The organism is Mucilaginibacter sabulilitoris (genome assembly GCF_034262375.1).
GTDB classification, from domain to species: Bacteria; Bacteroidota; Bacteroidia; order Sphingobacteriales; family Sphingobacteriaceae; genus Mucilaginibacter; species Mucilaginibacter sabulilitoris.
Window position 1 is genome coordinate 2305277 of record NZ_CP139558.1, and the last position, 18780, is coordinate 2324056.

The window sequence follows — 18780 nt, forward strand, 5'->3', positions numbered from 1 at the left end:
ATTTGTTTGGATCACTACTGAAAGAGATTTAATAACCTTGGCAGGCCAAAGGGTGAGATATAAAAAACCTTACAGGGGCCGGACGTTGTTTTGATAAACCAACTTTGTCTGGCAATAAGCAAACATAACGATATTACGGCCTATGCCAATAGTCGAGTAGGTAAATACCGAATTGTTAGGAGTATCGCTGAAAATAGTGCTTGTGCAAATAATTGGAAATTTGTTTGTAACAAAAAAGAATTTTTGTATAGATATATAATATAATATTTATCTTCGTGATTATTATGTTATTGGGATAATATCCGTGAGATACCTTAAACCTTTTCCGAACAAACGCCTGAAAGCTTATACCATGTCAGAGATCCTGGTGGTGCTGATCATTATCGGTATACTTTCTTTTCTTGCCCTGCCTTACTTGTTGTCCGTGGTGACCCGGGCCAAGTCGACGGAAGCCAAACTGCAACTGGAACACCTGCAGACTCTGGAAAAAAGCTATTTTTACGAGTACTCCAAATATACCACAGATTTTGATGAGCTGGGATTTGTCCAGGAGAAGCTGGTCACTGACGGTCAGGACGCCCGGGCCAATTACCGGATCGAGATCACCAGCGCGAACAACACCGGGTTTACCGCCCGCGCCACCGCCGTGGTGGACTTTAACGGCAACGGTACCTTCAATGTGTGGGAGATCAATGAAAACAAGGTTCTGAAAGAAGTTACCAAAGATTGACGTGCAGCTGATTTTACAAATTCTGGTGTTGTCTTTACTGGCCCTGGTCTGGATACAGGACCTCCGGTACCGTGCGGTTTCCTGGGTCATTTTTCCTTTATTATTGGCTGGAATTGCGGCGCTCCGGTTGCTGTCAGGGGAATTGATTGCGGAAGTATGGCCGCAGCTACTGGTCAATGTCAGCGTGCTGGCAGTCATATTGTTACTCCTTACCCTGTATGTACTGATCAAAAACCGGCAACTGGTCAGGATCACCGATCATTACCTGGGAAGCGGGGATATATTGTTCTTCCTGGTGACTGCCTGTTGTCTGTCTGTATTAAACTTCCTGTTCTTTTTTGTGAGCAGCCTGGCCAGTGCCGGGCTGATACAACTGGTATGGTGGCGGATAAATAAAAATCGGCAGATCCCCCTGGCAGGCATACAGGCCCTGTTATTGATCTTTTTGTTGGCCGGCGACTGGTGGTATTTCCACCAGGGTGTAACCGATGATGGCTGGCTGCTGCAATTATATACACCATGGAACCGGAACTGACAGACCCCATTGTGCTGCGGACCGCGCACCTGCATATGCTTTCCCGGGAACAGGCTTGGCATTACCGCGTATTGCCCAAACAGGCTGCTCCCGGCATGTTGGAACTTTACTGCGAAGAACAGGCCGATATGGAAGCCCTGAAGGAAGAGCTGGAGATCATATCCGGTCTGGAGATCCGTTTGTTCCCGGTTGGGGAAGAGGTAGTTTCCCGCCTGCTGTCCCAATATTATATGCAGGAATCGGCTGCCGCAGGCCAGGTATTGACCCCTGTGAACCAGAATGCGGAGGACTTTTTGATCCAGCTCATCCGGGAAGCCAAAAACCTGAAGAGCAGTGATATTCATATCGAGCGTTATGAAAAAAAATGCCGGGTGAGGATACGGATCGACGGGAACATGGTAGAACGCCACCTGCTCAAAAGCGAAAATTACCCCGCATTGATCAACAAGATCAAGATCAAAGCGGAACTCGATATCGCCGAAAAACGGCTCCCGCAGGATGGCAGGATCAACTTTAGCCACCAGCAATACCAGTTTGATATCCGCGTATCGGTGCTGCCGACGCTTTACGGGGAAAAGGTGGTGCTGAGGTTGCTGAATAATGATGCCGCGGGGATTGAACTGGACAGTTTGGGCTTTGGTGCCACCGACCTGGCCAACTACCTGCAGGGTGCCAAACGGCCAAATGGCTTGTTGCTGATCAGCGGACCCACCGGGTCCGGTAAAACGACCACGCTTTATGCCACGCTGAAACTGCTGAACAAAGAAACCAGGAATATCCTGACGATAGAAGATCCTGTTGAATACACGTTGGAAGGGGTCAACCAGGTGCAATTGCGGGAATCTATCGGGCTGACGTTCGGAGCCGCGCTCCGGACGTTCCTGCGGCAGGATCCGGATGTGATCATGGTCGGGGAGATCCGTGATCCGGAAACCGCAGGTATGGCGATCCGGGCAGCGCTTACCGGTCACCTCGTATTATCCACCATCCACACCAATTCCGCCTGGGGCATCGTTTCGCGCCTCATCGATATGGGTGTCCCTGCCTTTCAGGTGGCCGATACGCTGAATACCGCGGCCGCGCAGCGGCTGATCCGGTTGTTGTGCCCACATTGTAAAGTGCGGAAGGCGTTTAGCGACACGCTTTATCCGGGGCAGTTTAAACCCTATTACGAGGTCAGCCATCATTATGTAGCCGGGGGGTGTGAGCAGTGCTATCACACCGGGTACAAGGGACGCAAGGCCGTATACGAAGTGATTCCGGTCGACCTGGAACTGGCCCGTGAGATCAAATCGGGCAATGCGCAGATCACCGAACTGCTTAACGCGCGCGGTATACGGACGCTAGCCGAAAATGCCTTCCGTATTTTTAGCGAGGGCGATACCACTTTAGAGGAGATTTATCCGCTGTTATTTAATTATTAATTGCCTATGCACAAAATATTTACATGTATTTTATGGATATTGCTGGTGCTGAGCACCAGAGACCTGCTGGCGCAGCAACCCGACCGGGCACAGGCGGTTCAGCAGAAACTGGACAATGCGGCTAGTCTGGTGCCCGGGCTGAAGCAAAAGGTTCAGCTGATGGTCACCGGGGTATCCATACAGCAGTACCTGGGGGCGCTCTCCCGTGCCAACGATTTGAGCATCAGCGCTGATCCCTCGCTCAACTTTCTGGTAAACGATACGTTTAACGGGGTAACCGCGGAGAATATCCTGGTACTGCTGGCGCAGAAATACGACCTGGACATTTCGGTGGTAGGTTCTATTATTTATGTCACGCCCTACCGGGATCCGAACCGACTATTGAAGCCGCCGCCAAAGGAAATTAAAGTAAAGTACGCCGCTCCGGGAAACCTGCTTTCCCTGGAACTGGATAATGACAGCCTGCCCGCTGTAGCCAGGAAAATTACGGAGGTATCTGGCAAAAACGTGATCGTACCGGGTGTGCTGCAGGGGAAGCGTGTCAGCGCGTTTATCCGGGAAGCGCCTTTTGAGACCGCGATGGAAAAGCTCGCCTACGGTAATGAGCTCAAGATGGTCCGGACTACGGATGATTTTTATGTCTTCCAGCCGCTCGGAGAAAACGAGGAGCTGTACGTCAACGGCGACCACCATACCGGCGTACGAAAGGCTTTCCGGCCTTCCGGTCCTTCTGCGACCCCGGCCGGCATGAACGGCCTTTTTGTCCGGGTGATGAACGGGCAGAAGCTGATCTCCGTCGACGCGGTTAACGCACCCATACTCGACCTGGTGAAACAGGCCTCACAGGAAACCGGCAAAAGCTACTCCCTGTATTCCGATATAAAGGGCGTGATTACGATGCATGTCAGCGATGTCAGTTATGATACTTTCCTCGACCTCGTATTTAAAAGCACGGAATTTACCTTTCATACCGAAAAAGGGGTTTACCTGATCGGGGACCGCAAACTGGAAGGTTTGCGTACTTTTAAGGCGGTGCATCTGGAGAACCGGACGATCGATACCGTTGTATCCATGATCCCGGCTGACTGGAAGCGGGGGATGGAGATCAGGGAGTTCCGGGATCAGAATACCATTATGCTGTCCGGCTCCGCCGCCCAGATCAATGAAGTGGAGACTTTTATCAAGCAACTGGATCAACTGGTACCGGTTGTACTCATCGAAGTGATTATGGTGGACGTCCATAAGACGCGTACGGTATCCACCGGTATTTCCGCCGGGGTATCGGACAGTGTCAAAACAGGTGGAACCGTGTTATCCGGTCTGAACTATACTTTCGGGTCCAAGCCGCTGAACGACTTTTTAGGCAGTATGAGTAAATTCACTTCCCTGAACCTGGGCCATGTGACGCCGAATTTTTACCTGACCCTGAGCGCGCTGGAAGCGAAGAACAATATTGATATCCGTTCGGTACCCAAAATGGCTACCCTGAACGGGCATTCCGCCAAGCTGAGCATGGGTAATAAACGTTATTATAAAAATACCACGCAGAACCTGGTGCCTTTTACGACAAGCGCCCAAACCATCTTTACAAATGTGTTCCAGGAAGTGAACGCAGACCTGTCGGTGAATATCAAACCGATCGTTTCCGGGAATGACCAGGTCACGTTGGGCATTACTGTTAATATTTCCGATTTTACCTCTTTTCCGACAGACGGGTCGCCGCCGCCGCAGTCTACGAATAAATTTGAGACCAGCCTGCGGGTACATAGTGACGATACCATCGTGCTCGGGGGACTGGAACGGACCGAAACGGATGAAAGCGCTTCGGGGATACCTTTGCTGTCCCGGATCCCGGTGCTCAAATGGCTGTTCAGCAGCCGGAGCAAGACCAACGCAAAAGTGCTGACGGTACTCTTTATCAAATCAACCATTATCCGCTAACCATGCCGCTGCTGGAAAGTTACTATAGCATCAACCATGCGGTCGGGATCAGCGTCACGACGGACCGGGGCGGAATCGTTCAACTGGACGGCTGCCAGGTGATGGTGAAAAACAAGGAACTGCACCTGGAGAAGAAGGTTCCGGCCATTGACGGTGTGGAAGAACTGGCTAAACGATTTGACACCAGCCTGCCGGTAGCGCTGAATATTTCCGGGAAGGGGATTTTATACAAACAGCTCCCGGGAGTAAATAGCATAGGGCCGGATGAATTTTCGAATCTGGTGCCCAACGCGGTATGGGCCGATTTTTATGTGCAGCATTTTCGTTCCGGGGACCTGTCTTTCGCCGCGATCATTCGCCGCTCGGAGGCGGATGCCTGGATAAACGCGTTAAGCAGTCAGGGTTTCCGGGTACTGATGCTCAGCCTGGGACCGTTCCCGGCACAACATATTTTACCACAGCTGAATGTCTATAACGAGGAAGTGGTCTTCAATGGGAACCGGATCTCCCGGGATGCGTCGCTGAACTGGACGGCCTTCCGTTACGAGGAACCCGAACTGGCACCGGCGCCTTTCCCGCTAAAGCTGGAGAACGAGCCGGTTGATCAAAGACTGATCATCCCTTATGCATCGGTATTCCAGTTGGTGCTGTCCACCAGGTTCGATCCGGTCCGGGCCGGTGTGCCCGCCCTGGAAACAACCTTTAACCAGGTGCTGGAAATGAAAAAGATCCGGGTGAAGGCGTTTGCGGTGCTGCTGGTCTGCTTTGTGGCTTTGCTCTGTAACTTCCTCGTCTTTTCCTGGCTGGAACAAGCCACTGAAAAACTGGCCGGTCAGGTCAGCAGCAGCGCGCAAAATACGAACGAAAGAGAGCGGCTCATCACCCGGGTGAATAAAAAAGAACATCTGCTCCGGGAACTGGGCTGGGATGGGGGCGGCAGGAAAAGTATCCGGGTGGACGATATCGCTTCGCTGCTGCCGCCGGAGATTATATGGCAGGAAGTCGCGGTCAACCCCGTCGATGAAAGGGAAAGCCGGGATAAGCGCGCGCTGAAGTTTGCCGACCGGCGCATTGTGGTTAAAGGGATATGCCCGCAGATTATCCCCGTGAATGAGTGGATCGCCCGGGTCAGGAGCCGTAAATGGGTTAAGGATGTCCAGCTGCAGAGCTATGATTATAATAATGAACTAAACACCGGGGTGTTTACCCTTTTCATTACCTACTGATATGTGGAAATACTGGCCTTTTCGAAAAGATTACCTGGTGTATATAGGTGGCGTACTGCTGTTATTGATTTGCTACGAACTGGCCTTTTCCAGGACCATGGCGGACTGGCATCATTACAAGGAGTTGAACAGGGAACTGGCGGCTGGGAACGACCTGAGCTATCAGCCGGGCTATATGACGCGAAAATCGAGGAACCTGGAGCAGACGCTGTCGCTTTACCGTTCTGATACGGCGCTGTTCCGGAGCAACACCATCAGCGTGATCGCGAGCCTGGCGGAAAAGCAGCATGTCCGGCTTACCGGCGTCCCGGCAGATGCGGATATCTTTCATACCGACCGCGCCATGCTGCAAAAGCTGCGGTTTACCGGTGACTTCTTTTCATTGAACCGGTTCCTGTACCAGTTGGAATCGACCCCGGGTATCGGAGTACCCAGGTCGTTGGTCTACCGGGCAGAGCGTAAACAAGCTTCTTCAGTACCAGGGACGCCTGTTCTGGAAGTTTTACTCGAGATTAGCAGGTGATCCGACCTCTAAAGTAAATTTAGTTTGCGTTTTGTGAAAGACAAGTACCGGGTATTTATACAATCGGTACGGGAGGAATGGCAGAATGTTTCGTAGACGTAAAGTTGGTTTTCGCATCAGCGTTATTAAGTTGTGCTCATTGCTTGATATTGGCACATAACCATCCATCCGGTAATCTGAATTCAAGTGAGCATGATATCAACATGACCAGACGAATTAAAGAAACTGGAAGAGTTTTAGATATTCAGGTGTTAGATCATATCATTGTAACAACAGATGGGTATTCTTCATTTACTGATAGTGGGTTATTGTAACCTATTTAATCATGTAAATAGACTGATGGCTAAAACAGGATGGCAAAGCAACACAGGCACCAATGCGTCAAACTTCAATGTTTTGGCTGTAGGGTTCTTTGCAAATGGTGGTTATGATAGCAAAGGCACAGATGTAGTATTTTTCACCACATCCATATTACCTGATTATAATGTTCCTACATACTTTAATATCTATCAACAAGATGGCGAACCCGATGCAATTGTTACAGATATCATTGGAGCAACCAACGAAAGAGGTTCCTTACGTTTCGTAAAGGACAACTAAGCTGACTTCTTAAAAGGTACAGAATCAAAATCATATAAGAGCTTACCAATCAGGTAGGCTCTTTCCCCATACTTCGATTTCGCCGGGCGTTCTCAAGACATTATATTAGCTGCATGATTATTAGAATCTAAACGTATGTTGAAGCTGTATAAAAAAGATAATGAAGCTATCCACTATTGGGAAACATGGGACAAGGATGATAAAACAGGTATCATTCATTGGGGAGTCATCGGTCAAGATGGACAAAGTGTCGAAGTTCATTCCGGCTTGTTCTCAACCTTTCGTAAGAAGATTCAAAGTACCATAGACCAAAAAATAAAGGAAGGGTATGAGCAGATAGATACAGATGATCACTACACGCTTTTAATTGAGTATTTGGTTGACGGCATGGGAACATCTGAAAATCCCGAAAAGAGAACTAGGCTTCAACATAAAATGGATCATGTTTTAGGATGGACGGGACTCGAACTATACCAATATCGATAACATTTTCAATGAGTTATACTTTTTAAAATGCCAAAGGTAACCGATTAGTTAACCGAATACTTTGGTTGCTTTTGTAAGAACTATTACAACACCAATATAGTTGAATTTATTGGATATCCCAAATTATCCTGCAAATTTCTATCTGAACAGATCTTCAAGTTTGATATCGTTTTGTACTAACCCGATTTTGTAACTGTTATCTTGTGTACCGAATGTGGTGACCATTACAATAAATATAGTCTTGGGACTTTTGGTCCTGTTCGCGAATACATCTCTTTTATTAATCAGTTCTGCGGCATAACCTTTATCTATTGAAAAGGGCGAGTTCGAGAACTTCATTTCGCAAATACTGATGCAGAAATCCTTACGGTCAAACAGCAGATCTATCTGTGCCCCGGGCTGGCCTTTGCCGGGAACGTACCGCCATGCAGACTCTTCTGTATAAACTCCTGCTATACCAAGTGCTGCTTTAATTTCTTTTGTATGTCTCAGGCATACGCTTTCGAATGCCGTTCCACTCCAGCTTCGCCATGAGGGAGAGGCAGATAATTTGATCCATGTTCCCGCTCCTGTTGCCCGGCTATTTTCCATGAATTTAAGGTAGAACCTCGAGTATTCATCCGACAGTTTATAAATGCTGTCCCTTGTGTTTTTCTCAAATGGAAGATAGGCCGAAATAAATCCTGATTCGGTTAGCTCTTCTAAAAGTAAAGTGGTTGTCCCTCCGGTAGACAGGCCACATTCAGAAATAATTTCTTTCCTTGTTAGTCCTGCCGGCTTAGCACCAAGTGCCCGTACAATAGAAATGTGCTTATCTGCTTCTGTAAACAAAGACTGATAAAGATTGCCGAATTCTTTTTGCAATGCCCCGTCTTTGGTAAAACAGATACGGTCTATATTCTGGGCTGCGCTCTGCCCTGTTAAAATCTCTTTTAAATATTGAGGGATACCGCCTAAAGCCATATACAATTGCACCACCTGATAATGATCCAGATTGACATTATTATACTTCAGGTATTCAGCTGTCTCGGTGAGGCTGAATGGAAGCAACCGGATTTTTCGGGTGATTCTGTTATGTAAGCCGCCTTTATTATTGACTACTTTTTGTATCATCCAGGATGCCGCTGACCCACAGATAGTGAAGATCAGGTTATTTTGCTTTGTTCCCCAGGAGTTCCAGAAAAACTCAAAGGCGGGGAGAAATCCCGATTTTGCTGAACTAAGCCAGGGAAATTCATCGAGAAAAATGACACATTTGTTTTTGTCCAAAAAAGGTTCAGCATAATTCCTGAGCATTTGAAATGCTTGTCCCCAATTGGAAGGAACGGCAATGGGAACAGATACCTTCATTACATCTGCTAAAGTGTCCCGGAAATTAGTTAGCTGATCTTTTAATGTTGCATTATGGACCCCGGAAAATTCGAATATGATATGTTTAGCAAAAGTCTTGCGGATAAGATAGGTCTTTCCTACCCGCCTTCTGCCATAAACCGCGATCAATTCTGCTTCCTTAGTTTTCAATGTTCTTTCCAGAATAAGCTTTTCCTCTTTTCTTCCGATGATTTCTTTCATAATCTAAGTCGTTAAAACCTTGGTTTTACTTTTATATCCAGCCACAACCATGCAAATATAGCCATTTGTGGCTGGATATAAAAAATCATAATCAGCCACAAGTTTAATTATGGCCATAGTTATGGCTGAGTATGATACAAGGTTCGGGGAATAAAAAGGTAATGGATTTTTTAACAAAAAATCTAAATAAAGGGCTATATTCCAGTTTGCTTGGTATTGTGAGTATCAATATTTGAATTTTCTTTAAACTGGCCGCTAATCCCGATAGGGTATAAAATGAGTATAATTATATGCAATAACCCCGATAGGGTATAATTAATAAATAAAAAGTAAGCACAATCCCGATAGGGTATAATTAATAAATTTTACTTATATTTGTACCCGAAAGGGTATAAATATGTTGTCAGAATATTTAAAGAAAAAAAGGAAATCACTAAATCTCACACAGGAAGACCTGGCATCCAAAGCGGGAGTCGGACTTAGGGTTGTTCGTGAGATGGAACAGGGAAAACCAACACTGCGGATGGATAAAGTGAATCAGGTGTTGATGTTATTTGGCGCAGAACTCGGAGTGGTATTAAAAGTAAAAAATGATGAGTAGGAAAGGTTTGGTGTATTTTCAGGACACGCTGGCTGGTGTGCTTGCGGAAACTGACGATGGTTACGAATTTACTTACCAGGCGGATTATTTAGAGAAGAGGAACGCAAAGCCGGTGAGCTTAACGCTGCCATTGTCAACCCAGAAATATGAAAGTAAAGTATTGTTTGCTTTTTTTGATGGCTTGATACCTGAAGGTTGGTTGCTGGATCTGGCAACAACACACTGGAAGGTCAAAAGCAATGACCGGTTTGAATTATTACTATTAACATGCAGGGATGCAATCGGAGCTGTAACGGTTATTCCCGAAATAGATTAAGCTATGGCAAATTGTTGGTTTTGTTATCAGGATGTAGGTGCATCGTCTTATCATGAGAAATGTTCAAGACGATTCTTTGGTGTGACTAAAGTACCGGAGCTGGAATTGAACAATAAACTTTTGAAAACTTTGGCCGAACAGACTATCAATGAAAGGATCGCTGTGACCGGAGTTCAGCCTAAGCTTTCTGTTACCCTGGAAAAGACGAAGGGACAGAACCGTCTGACTATAGTAGGACTTTGGGGAGAATACATACTTAAACCACAGCATCCTGATTTTCCGGAAATGCCGCAATCAGAAGATCTGACTATGCATTTGGCAAGCCTATTTAAAATGCCAACTTGTGATCATACTTTAATGGAGGCGTCAGACGGTAGTTTGGTTTATCTTGCCAAGCGATTTGATCGGGTAAAAGGCCATAAAGTTCACATGGAAGATTTTTGCCAGCTTTCTGAATTTTTAACGGAAAATAAATACAAGGGCTCTTACGAAAAGATCGGTAAGCTTATTCTGAAATATTGCACTCAAACTGGTTTTGATGCACTGACTTATTTTGAACTGGTGTTATTTTCTTTTTTGACAGGGAACAATGATATGCACCTGAAAAACTTTTCTGTACTATATACGGACGAGGGGGTAAGTCTAAGTCCTGCCTATGACCTGCTCAATGTAAATCTTGTTAATCCACAGGACGATGAAGAGCTGGCGCTGACAATGAATGGTAAAAAGAAAAGAATTAGATTATCTGACTTTGATGTATTGGCTAGAAGCATGAATATACCTGAAACCGCCGTTAGGAATACGTATAACAAATTTTCCTCCGGTAATAAGGAGGTTGGTAAGATGATTGAAGCATCATTCCTGAGCCCCGAAAAAAAGGCACTATACCTGGAAATTTGGGATAAAAAGCAACATTTGTTTGGATAAAAAGTAAGGGCTTATGATAAAAGAGTGGTTAGAAACTTACAGGCCCTCCAGCCAGGAGGAAGCAAAGGACGCATTGCGGGAAATCATGCAGGAGATCCCGCTGGTAGGTCTGTATCGCGCCGGATTTTTTGAAAAGGCAGCGTTCCACGGTGGCACTGCTTTGAAAATATTTTATGGATTAGATCGATTCAGAAGACCTCGACTTTTCACTATTAGCGGCTGAACCTGAGTTTCTTTAAATAAATACCAGGAGCGTTATAATGTCATTGCCTCTCAATAGTTTCAGCGGATATTGGCTATGTATATTGTCAATTGTGGTTATGTAAATTGGAAGTTTGTCCTATGTAAATTGCAAGTTTGTCAATATCTGCCGATGACTAAAGGACAAGGATTTTTCATTTTTGAAATCAAGGCACTGTATTCAAAAGCCACCAAAACATCAGTAGTACCGAAATGCTTGTCAATTTTATTGATCAGGCACAGCCAGATTTGTACCATAATCTTTCAAATTATGGCAACAGAAATTATCACAAAAGAAGACCTGAACGAGTTCAGGGAACGGCTGTTAAGCGACATTAAATCCCTTCTGGCAGGGAACCCTGTTCAGGAAAATACCAGGTGGCTAAAAAGCTACCCGGTAAAGAACATGCTAAGAATATCTCCGGGAACATTGCAGAACCTGAGAGTAAACGGCACGATCAGTTACACAAAGATCGGCGGTATTCTGTATTATAAATACGATGACATCCAGCGATTACTTGACGGCAACCGGATAAAAAAATAACCCTGCAGGTACTGTCATTTAAAATACCATTCAATATTTACACATCTAATGCGATCAGTCTGCCGCTGTCAAAAGTACCGTGTTCATTGTGGTGAACATAGCCGAGCTGGTTTGTCACAAGTTTCGTTTTTCCAATCAGAAAGTCATCGGTTGCAGCATGATTATGACCATATACCCAGTAGTCGGCACCACATGATTCAATAAATCCATCCAGGTTGGTCGCAAAAGCTTCATTCAGCGGGCTGCCGAGATATTTAGCAGGATAATTCTGAAACGTAGGCAGGTGATGGGTGACAATGACATGCTTTTCATCCTCTTTGCGGTTACCTTGAAACGCGGAATGCAGGAATGCTATGGATTCAGCATGCATCTGGTTATACTGTTCCACTGACAGCCGCTGTCCCTCAAATTTGATTAAATGAAAATCCATCAGACCTCGTTCAATATTCCATGCCTTCGATGCCGAAATATCAGACCACAGGGTCGTAAAATGCAGACGGATATTTTCCAGCCTGATGGTGCAGTTATTGAGCATGGTTACATTTGGCCGGATAGCTTCCCTAAATGCACCTGATTTGTTCGCCATATCGGAATTGTAATATTCGTGATTACCCGGAACCCAGTAAGTGTAATGATTGTAAGAATTATGACATGAATATTTTATTAAAGTATTTGTTTGGAATTATAAATAATTATATTTGAGGAAACCTAACAGACTTTATATGATGACCTTATCACCTGACAAGCTTCCCAAAAAACATCTTCATCGGGGTTTACTATTTAATCCGACTCTTCATCGAAGAAGCCAGCTTTAACACATACATCCCAGTTTAACAGTACAGTTCATTCAACGAATATTAACAGTATCATAGTGCTGGTATTATCTCTTTGTTTCTGCATTGCGACCGAAAACATTGCCTAATCACAATTGAAGTTCGAACCATATCATGAAAAAAGGTTATTTAACTATTGTAACAATCCTTATCTTTTTACAATCAGCTCGTGCCCAATGGACCCTGAGTGGAACCAATGTCTCTAACAGTCCCGTTACAAGCAACGTGCAGATCGGTTTAACAACCCCGACTGTAATCAATAGTTCCGTTGATTTATTTCCTTCGGCGATCCCCAAGCTGGAGATTCTGACAGCTAACAACGGCAGCACTGCTTATTCAGAACTAATAACCCTCCGTCATACAGGAGTAAGTCAGGATGCACTTTCGCGACAACTGGGAATGCTTTTCAAACTTTCGAACGAAGCAAACACAGGCGAATCCGGCAAAATGGGCGGCATGATGTTGGAAAGCAGCAGCGCATGGGCCAATCACATATCCCTGAGTTTGATCACAGCCAATGCGAGAAGGATGACCATTGATGAAAACGGTTACGTAGGTATCAATTTAACAAACCCGACAGCCCGTTTAAGTGTGAACAGTGGCCTGAGCGCACCAACAACTATCAATCTTGCCAATAGTATCGTGATTGGATCAGGCAATGCGAATGCAAGCTATAAATATCTCGGTCAGTTTGGCTTTCTTTCCAATGATGCAGATTTCAGCGCTCCAAAAATAGTAGCCTACATTTCCGGGGAAGCTACGGAAGTTTATACAGATGATACGAAAACGGGTTCAGTCATGAGATTTTTTACCGGCGATAACGGCGGCAGTAATCCGGTAGAAAGAATGGTGATCGATAACCGCGGCTATGTAGGAATCGGTACCGCGACGCCTAAAGAGACCCTATCGGTGAATGGTAACATCCGTGCTAAACAAATCAAAGTAGAGATTACGAACTGGCCGGATTATGTTTTCCAAAAGGGTTATCAATTGCCATCATTACAAGAAGTCAAAACCTACATCGATCAAAACCAACACCTACCGGAAATTCCATCCGAAGAACAAATTACGAAACAAGGGCTAAACCTGGGCGAAATGAATAAACTGCTGATGAAAAAAGTGGAAGAACTGACACTTTATTTGATCGAAAAAGATAAAACCGAACAGGAGCAAAAGGAAATAAACAATAAACAATCGATAGAAATACAGCGGCAGAAAGATGAAGCCGCGAAACAAGCACAATTACAGGACGCACGAATCAAACATCTGGAGGAACGGCTTAATCAATTCATTCATTTGAAAAAGGAATGAAGCCAGAATCCATACGCAAATAAATTCTACACCTTAACCAACCGAGTAAACAACCAAACCTATCATGAAATTTTTTTACTTAATCATCGGAATCATCGTATTAACCAGTTATAATGGGTATGCGCAAAACTTATTTCCGGCCACCGGAAATGTAGGCATAGGAACATCAGACCCGCAAACTCCCCTTGATGTGCAGCGCGTCGGATCCGGAAGTACCGGAGCTATTATCAGTGCGCAGGGATTTGCAAATGCCGGGGGTGCTGGTGGCTACCTTCGGCTGGTCAAATCAAGAGGAACAGCACTAGGGTCATTTGTGACGACAGCCTCCGGTGATGCTTTTGGGACAGTTGATTTTATGGGCGTAAATTCAGGAAGTGTTATTGGATACGGAGCCCGTATCATCGGTTACCAGGACGGGGCGGCAAATAGTACTTACCTACCCGGAAAACTTTCCTTTTTTACAGGTAATGCGTCCAATGCCCTGACCGAGCGGATGACCATTACTTCTTCCGGTAATGTGGGTATCGGGGCACCAGCACCAATTTCTGTTTTCCAGGTTGGAAATGGATCTTCTACCTTCTCTGTTGGCAGTGCTAACAGCGTTAATTTGCATTATGGAACGAGCTATATCGGGTTCAATGCAGCCAGAAACAATGGAAATTGGACAGTCTCAACAAATAGTGTGAGCAACGGTGGCGGAGTTATTTACAGTGATGTGTTTGGTAATATATACATGGTTCCTATTGCTTCCAATGGTACAGAGCCCCAAACACTAACCGATCAGGATATTAAAAGCATGATCGCTTTCAGCATTACTCCTACAGGCGTAGTACGAGCCAAACAGATCAAAGTAGAGACAACTAACTGGCCGGATTATGTTTTCCAAAGGGAATATCAATTGCCATCATTACAAGAAGTCAAAACTTACATCGATCAACACCAACATTTACCAGAAGTGCCTTCAGAAGAACAAATTACAAAAGAAGGTTTGAATTTAGGCGAGATGAATAAACTGTTGATGAAGAAAGTGGAAGAATTGACGCTGTATTTGATCGAGAAAGATAAAAAGGAAACAGAACAGGAACAAACCAATAAGACATTGACCGCTCAGATCAGTGAACTGAGAACGCGGTTAGAATCGCTTTCCAAAGTACTTCAGGACAAGCAGCAATAAAATGCGGGACTGATTAAACCAATTACCAATAAACCTAAATTACTAATATTACTATGAAATATTTATGGTTAACGATAATCTGCATTGCAGTCTTCGTTGTTCCTCGACAGAAAGCAAATGCGCAAACCCAGCCACCTCCCTATGTCCCCAATGTTGTTCCGCCTTCACCGGACGCCGCTGCGTTGATGAAATTTGTAGATGTACCGGTCAGTCCTTACACCGGTACAGCGGACGTAAACATTCCGATTTATACCATTCATGCCAAAGGAATAGATATTCCGATCAGCCTTGGATATCACACGGGAGGTATCAGGCTTGATGAGGAGGCAAGCTGGGTTGGTTTGGGCTGGGCATTGAATGCAGGTGGTATGATCTCCAGGACAATCAATGATAAAGACGACCTCGGCGGCATGTATTTTAATCAACCTGTTCCCCAGCTTCAGGGGGACATTTCAGATCACCAACCGGCAGAGTGTGCAGGACTGCAAAATGCAGGATTTAAGTATATCGTCAATTTTTTCGATAGTTATAACGTTAATTTCTTAACCGGCCCAGGCAATGCTGAAACGGGAGGGGACTTTTACCAACCCTTCAATAGTGCCGGGCCGAATCAACCCTTCGACCTCGAGCCTGATAGCTACAGCTATAATGTTCTCGGAATGAGTGGCAAGTTTATCATCAAAAGAGATAAGACAATTGTCCAGGAAAAGCAGGATAATACCAGGATCCAAATTGCCAATAACGGGCCGACGGATGCAACCATCTATTTTATCATCACCGATAATAAAGGAATTAAGTATTATTTTGAGCAGACGCAGGCGGTTCTGCCGACATCAGCATCTGGGGGGACACCATCCTCCTGGTTCCTTACGAAAATCGTAACCCAACAAAATGATGTGATCAGCTTCAACTATAGCGGTTCGGGCTTTGTCACTACCCCGACCCTCAAAACCCAGAGTTACCGGCCTTATTTATCGTTCGGAAACCAGTATACGGAAAGCAGTAACACCGGTACGCAGTATAATAATGTAAACCTGCAAAACATTACTTACAACGGCGGACAGGTCACTTTTACCTCCGATAACGTCCGAAATGATCTGAGCGGAGCTTATAAATTAAATGCGGTCAACATATACGCCAAAAATACGACAGGCTTAAAACTTTTAAAATCCCACAATTTATATTATTCTTACTTCGTTGCGCTGGGTGCACAAGGTGGAACTACGGAGGCTAACCGGTTACGTCTGGACAGCATTAAGGAAGTGTCCGGCTCCCAGACGATAAAACCTTATGTTTTTTCTTATAATTTTGATAGCCAGGCAAGCAATGTACAGTTGACCAAACGTTCCTATAATATGGATCACTGGGGCTTTTACAATGGTGCTGCAAATTCGGTACTTATTCCATCAGCCTCAGTTTATTATAACAATATGGTAGATGCGCCCGGTGTGGTCAATTACAGCGGTGCCAACCGTGATCCCTCTTTTCCTTCTACGCAAACATTTTCTTTGCAGAAAATCACCTATCCAACGGGTGGAAGCACCGTCATGGAATATGAAGCCAATGATTATAATTACCGCAGGTCACTGCAGTCGGGACAGGAATTTCTGCCGCAGACGCTGGTTCATGTCGATACGATGATAACGCCAAACGCGAGCACTTCGGGAACAATTGATGTCTCCAAAATTTTTCCCTTAATAAATCCAGGGGTACAAGGTTATAATTTTAATATCACTGTTACTTTTCGCGCTTCTAACTTTAGTACTGGATGGTCACAACAAGATTTAAATACCTTCAACAAGCTTGGCTTTATTGTTAATGGTGATCAAACAGACCTTTCTTCTGCTCCCTGTTCGGGTATTGGCGCCTGTATTGTTCGCACACGTTTTTATCAACTAGCGATCGGCCAGGTTGCATCCAGAACACCTATCCCCTGGTCTTTCTATTACGATTCCTCCGCCATACCACCAGGTGATATCGGTGATGCGTTTATCCGTTTTTCGTACGACATTTTAAAAAGCACACCTGAAACAAACCCTGTATTGCCTGCCGGGGGAATACGCATTAAATCATTAACAGACTATTCTTCTGATGGAACTGTCGCCAAGAAACGCACTTGGAATTACCACTATGGCGACAACAACGAATTGACCAATGGCTTGCTGATGTCATTCCCTGCCTATGTCAGAGAAGAAATTGTTCACGTCGATTATGGTGGAGTTGCCGGAGAGTTTTTGCTGCACCAATTGGTGATGTTCGGAACGACAAACACACCACTGACCAGCGGAACTTCTGGCAACGTGGTAGGATACAGTCAGGTAACCGAAACCACCATTGACCCATCAAACAGCGTGGATAATGGCAAAGTGGTTTACAACTACGTGAACATTCCGGATTCAGTTATTGCCTACAATAAGCTGAGGTTTCCGGGAATGAACAATGTGCGTCATAGCCTGAATGGTTCTCTATTGTCTCAACTCACCTACCGAAAAGTGGGAAACGCCTATGCAAAAGTCAAAGAAATCAACAATTTCTATCACACGGCTAACCGGAAGTCCTATTATAGCGCCAAGTATCAGACTAACTTGCTTGCTAATCATAGAGGAAGCTGCGATTCCGCAATTGCAGGGGTTCCAAATGCTGGATTTGCAGAATTTTATCCATCGATCATCTCCGAGAAAGTGTTGCAGGATTCTACCCAGGAGATCACCTACGATAATGATACCACTAAATATATAGTGAGCAGCAGTAAAATGTTTTACGACAACCCGGCGCATTATCAACTAACCCGCCAGGTTACTACGGATAGCAGGGGAAACAAACACGTGAGCAAAGTCACCTATCCGCAGGATTATATCGTTTCAGGAGGGCTGACCAACAATACGATCCTGGATACGCTGATCCGGCGCAATATGCTTGCTGAAACGATCGAAAAACGGGACAGCATCTTTTACCGCGGAGTGGCGACCGGACTTGTTGATGCCGCATCCTTTACCAAGTATAAACAGTTAAACACCGGAACGGTCGTGCCTGATAAAATGTACAAGCTGGATGTTGTCAAACCCGTGAACGACTTTCAGGGGATGATGGTCAGTGGTAATACCATCAGCCAGGACAGCCGTTACCGGCAGCTGATTAATTTTGACGGCTATGATCATGTGGGCAATGTTTCGCAATACACGGTAACGGATAAACCGCCTGTCTCCATTATCTGGGATTATAAAAGAGTGTCCCCCATTGCGCAGGTGAGCAACGCGGATTCCCTGTCGGTGGCCTATACCAGTTTTGAGGCAGATGGTATGGGACACTGGAGCGTGGCATCTGCAACAAGAGTCACCACAAACGCTCTAAGCGGCGCAAACGCCTATAATCTGGGCAACGGTTCCATCAGCAAATCCGGTCTGACGGCAACGAACAACTATATCGTATCCTACTGGACAACAAACACCGGCCCCTTAACTATTGCAGGAACCATGAGCGGTTACCCGGTAAAAGGAGCTACGAATAAAGGCTGGACCTACTATGAACACCAAATAACCGGAGTTTCTACGGTTACAGTGTCGGGAACCGGCAATATTGACGAGCTTAGGTTGTATCCGGCAGGCGGACAGATGACGACCTATACTTATGACCCGTTAGTCGGAGTGACAAGTTTAACCGATGCAAAAAACCAGGTCAGCTACTATGAGTATGATGGTTTCCAGCGATTGCGTGATGTAAGGGACCAGGATGGGAACATCGTGAAACATGTAGACTATCATTACCAGGGACAATAAGCAGATCAATAACCTAAAGAA

19 protein-coding genes are annotated in these 18780 nt (G+C 45.3%); 17 read left to right on the plus strand and 2 right to left on the minus strand.

Translation table 11 applies throughout. From position 1 onward, the window contains the following. Positions 1–304: 304 nt before the first annotated feature. The 9 genes from SNE25_RS09900 to SNE25_RS09935 all read left to right on the plus strand — a co-directional run bounded on the left by SNE25_RS09900 (position 305) and on the right by SNE25_RS09935 (position 7465). A complete protein-coding gene (locus SNE25_RS09900; RefSeq protein WP_321564936.1) occupies positions 305–730 on the plus strand; it encodes a type IV pilin protein in 426 nt (141 codons plus the stop codon). A 1-nt stretch (position 731) separates the two neighbouring features. Next, positions 732–1265 (plus strand): hypothetical protein, encoded by a 534-nt coding sequence (locus tag SNE25_RS09905; RefSeq protein WP_321564937.1) that lies wholly within the window; start codon positions 732–734, stop codon positions 1263–1265. Next, positions 1250–2689 carry a GspE/PulE family protein gene (locus SNE25_RS09910; RefSeq protein WP_321564938.1) on the plus strand — a complete coding sequence of 480 codons (1440 nt, stop codon included), beginning with the start codon at positions 1250–1252 and terminating at the stop codon, positions 2687–2689. The genes SNE25_RS09905 and SNE25_RS09910 overlap by 16 nt, the downstream gene beginning before the upstream one ends. Before the next feature lie 6 nt (positions 2690–2695). Next, the gene (locus SNE25_RS09915) at positions 2696–4630 is read left to right on the plus strand and encodes a type II secretion system protein GspD (RefSeq protein ID WP_321564939.1); all 1935 of its coding nucleotides are present in this window, start codon (positions 2696–2698) and stop codon (positions 4628–4630) included. A 2-nt stretch (positions 4631–4632) separates the two neighbouring features. Beyond that, the gene (locus SNE25_RS09920) at positions 4633–5856 is read left to right on the plus strand and encodes a hypothetical protein (protein WP_321564940.1); all 1224 of its coding nucleotides are present in this window, start codon (positions 4633–4635) and stop codon (positions 5854–5856) included. A gap of 1 nt (position 5857) precedes the next feature. Beyond that, positions 5858–6379 carry a hypothetical protein gene (locus tag SNE25_RS09925; protein ID WP_321564941.1) on the plus strand — a complete coding sequence of 174 codons (522 nt, stop codon included), beginning with the start codon at positions 5858–5860 and terminating at the stop codon, positions 6377–6379. A 62-nt stretch (positions 6380–6441) separates the two neighbouring features. Then, complete coding sequence (locus SNE25_RS31860; RefSeq protein ID WP_407667040.1) at positions 6442–6693, plus strand: JAB domain-containing protein; 252 nt, start codon at positions 6442–6444, stop codon at positions 6691–6693. A 25-nt stretch (positions 6694–6718) separates the two neighbouring features. After that, positions 6719–6979, plus strand: coding sequence for a hypothetical protein (locus SNE25_RS09930; RefSeq protein WP_321564942.1), 261 nt, complete (start codon positions 6719–6721; stop codon positions 6977–6979). 135 nt (positions 6980–7114) lie between these two features. Next, complete coding sequence (locus SNE25_RS09935; RefSeq protein WP_321564943.1) at positions 7115–7465, plus strand: hypothetical protein; 351 nt, start codon at positions 7115–7117, stop codon at positions 7463–7465. A gap of 138 nt (positions 7466–7603) precedes the next feature. Here SNE25_RS09935 and SNE25_RS09940 read toward each other — a convergent pair whose 3' ends face one another. Continuing rightward, a complete protein-coding gene (locus tag SNE25_RS09940; RefSeq protein WP_321564944.1) occupies positions 7604–9037 on the minus strand; it encodes an AAA family ATPase in 1434 nt (477 codons plus the stop codon). Positions 9038–9434: 397 nt separating this feature from the next. On the opposite strand from SNE25_RS09940, the gene SNE25_RS09945 reads away from it, so the two are divergent. The 5 genes from SNE25_RS09945 (at position 9435) to SNE25_RS09965 (ending at position 11665) form a co-directional block, all read left to right on the plus strand. Beyond that, entirely contained in the window at positions 9435–9638 is a 204-nt protein-coding gene (locus tag SNE25_RS09945; protein ID WP_090463249.1) for a helix-turn-helix transcriptional regulator, read from the plus strand. Further along, on the plus strand, positions 9628–9954 hold the full coding sequence (locus SNE25_RS09950) for a HipA N-terminal domain-containing protein (protein ID WP_321564945.1): 327 nt from the start codon (positions 9628–9630) through the stop codon (positions 9952–9954). Before SNE25_RS09945 ends, SNE25_RS09950 begins: the two co-directional genes overlap by 11 nt. A gap of 3 nt (positions 9955–9957) precedes the next feature. Further along, a complete protein-coding gene (locus SNE25_RS09955; RefSeq protein ID WP_321564946.1) occupies positions 9958–10881 on the plus strand; it encodes a HipA domain-containing protein in 924 nt (307 codons plus the stop codon). Positions 10882–10894: 13 nt separating this feature from the next. Then, positions 10895–11104, plus strand: coding sequence for a hypothetical protein (locus tag SNE25_RS09960; protein ID WP_321564947.1), 210 nt, complete (start codon positions 10895–10897; stop codon positions 11102–11104). 288 nt (positions 11105–11392) lie between these two features. Continuing rightward, the gene (locus SNE25_RS09965) at positions 11393–11665 is read left to right on the plus strand and encodes a helix-turn-helix domain-containing protein (RefSeq protein WP_321564948.1); all 273 of its coding nucleotides are present in this window, start codon (positions 11393–11395) and stop codon (positions 11663–11665) included. Positions 11666–11702: 37 nt separating this feature from the next. Here the strand turns inward: SNE25_RS09965 and SNE25_RS09970 are convergent, their stop codons facing one another. Continuing rightward, a complete protein-coding gene (locus SNE25_RS09970; protein ID WP_321566217.1) occupies positions 11703–12329 on the minus strand; it encodes a metallophosphoesterase in 627 nt (208 codons plus the stop codon). 283 nt (positions 12330–12612) lie between these two features. Between SNE25_RS09970 and SNE25_RS09975 the strand changes: the two genes are divergently transcribed. The 3 genes from SNE25_RS09975 (at position 12613) to SNE25_RS09985 (ending at position 18759) form a co-directional block, all read left to right on the plus strand. Next, positions 12613–13809: a hypothetical protein gene (locus tag SNE25_RS09975; protein ID WP_321564949.1), complete on the plus strand. Its 1197-nt coding sequence runs from the start codon at positions 12613–12615 to the stop codon at positions 13807–13809. 64 nt (positions 13810–13873) lie between these two features. Then, positions 13874–14983, plus strand: a complete 1110-nt coding sequence (locus tag SNE25_RS09980) for a hypothetical protein (RefSeq protein ID WP_321564950.1) — start codon at positions 13874–13876, stop codon at positions 14981–14983. Between the two features lie 185 nt (positions 14984–15168). After that, on the plus strand, positions 15169–18759 hold the full coding sequence (locus SNE25_RS09985) for an RHS repeat domain-containing protein (protein WP_321564951.1): 3591 nt from the start codon (positions 15169–15171) through the stop codon (positions 18757–18759). Positions 18760–18780 lie beyond the last annotated feature (21 nt).

Excerpts from the sequence above, each read along its gene's own strand:
- SNE25_RS09975 (WP_321564949.1), top strand. The coding sequence starts at position 12,613 with ATGAAAAAAGGTTATTTAACTATTGTAACAATCCTTATCTTTTTACAA.
- SNE25_RS09930 (WP_321564942.1), top strand. The coding sequence starts at position 6,719 with ATGGCTAAAACAGGATGGCAAAGCAACACAGGCACCAATGCGTCAAAC.
- SNE25_RS09920 (WP_321564940.1), top strand. The coding sequence starts at position 4,633 with ATGCCGCTGCTGGAAAGTTACTATAGCATCAACCATGCGGTCGGGATC.
- SNE25_RS09910 (WP_321564938.1), top strand. The coding sequence starts at position 1,250 with ATGGAACCGGAACTGACAGACCCCATTGTGCTGCGGACCGCGCACCTG.
- SNE25_RS09955 (WP_321564946.1), top strand. The coding sequence starts at position 9,958 with ATGGCAAATTGTTGGTTTTGTTATCAGGATGTAGGTGCATCGTCTTAT.
- SNE25_RS09945 (WP_090463249.1), top strand. The coding sequence starts at position 9,435 with ATGTTGTCAGAATATTTAAAGAAAAAAAGGAAATCACTAAATCTCACA.
- SNE25_RS09925 (WP_321564941.1), top strand. The coding sequence starts at position 5,858 with ATGTGGAAATACTGGCCTTTTCGAAAAGATTACCTGGTGTATATAGGT.
- SNE25_RS09985 (WP_321564951.1), top strand. The coding sequence starts at position 15,169 with ATGAAATTTGTAGATGTACCGGTCAGTCCTTACACCGGTACAGCGGAC.
- SNE25_RS09935 (WP_321564943.1), top strand. The coding sequence starts at position 7,115 with ATGTTGAAGCTGTATAAAAAAGATAATGAAGCTATCCACTATTGGGAA.
- SNE25_RS09950 (WP_321564945.1), top strand. The coding sequence starts at position 9,628 with ATGATGAGTAGGAAAGGTTTGGTGTATTTTCAGGACACGCTGGCTGGT.
- SNE25_RS09940 (WP_321564944.1), bottom strand. The coding sequence starts at position 9,037 with ATGAAAGAAATCATCGGAAGAAAAGAGGAAAAGCTTATTCTGGAAAGA.
- SNE25_RS09980 (WP_321564950.1), top strand. The coding sequence starts at position 13,874 with ATGAAATTTTTTTACTTAATCATCGGAATCATCGTATTAACCAGTTAT.
- SNE25_RS09915 (WP_321564939.1), top strand. The coding sequence starts at position 2,696 with ATGCACAAAATATTTACATGTATTTTATGGATATTGCTGGTGCTGAGC.
- SNE25_RS09960 (WP_321564947.1), top strand. The coding sequence starts at position 10,895 with ATGATAAAAGAGTGGTTAGAAACTTACAGGCCCTCCAGCCAGGAGGAA.
- SNE25_RS09965 (WP_321564948.1), top strand. The coding sequence starts at position 11,393 with ATGGCAACAGAAATTATCACAAAAGAAGACCTGAACGAGTTCAGGGAA.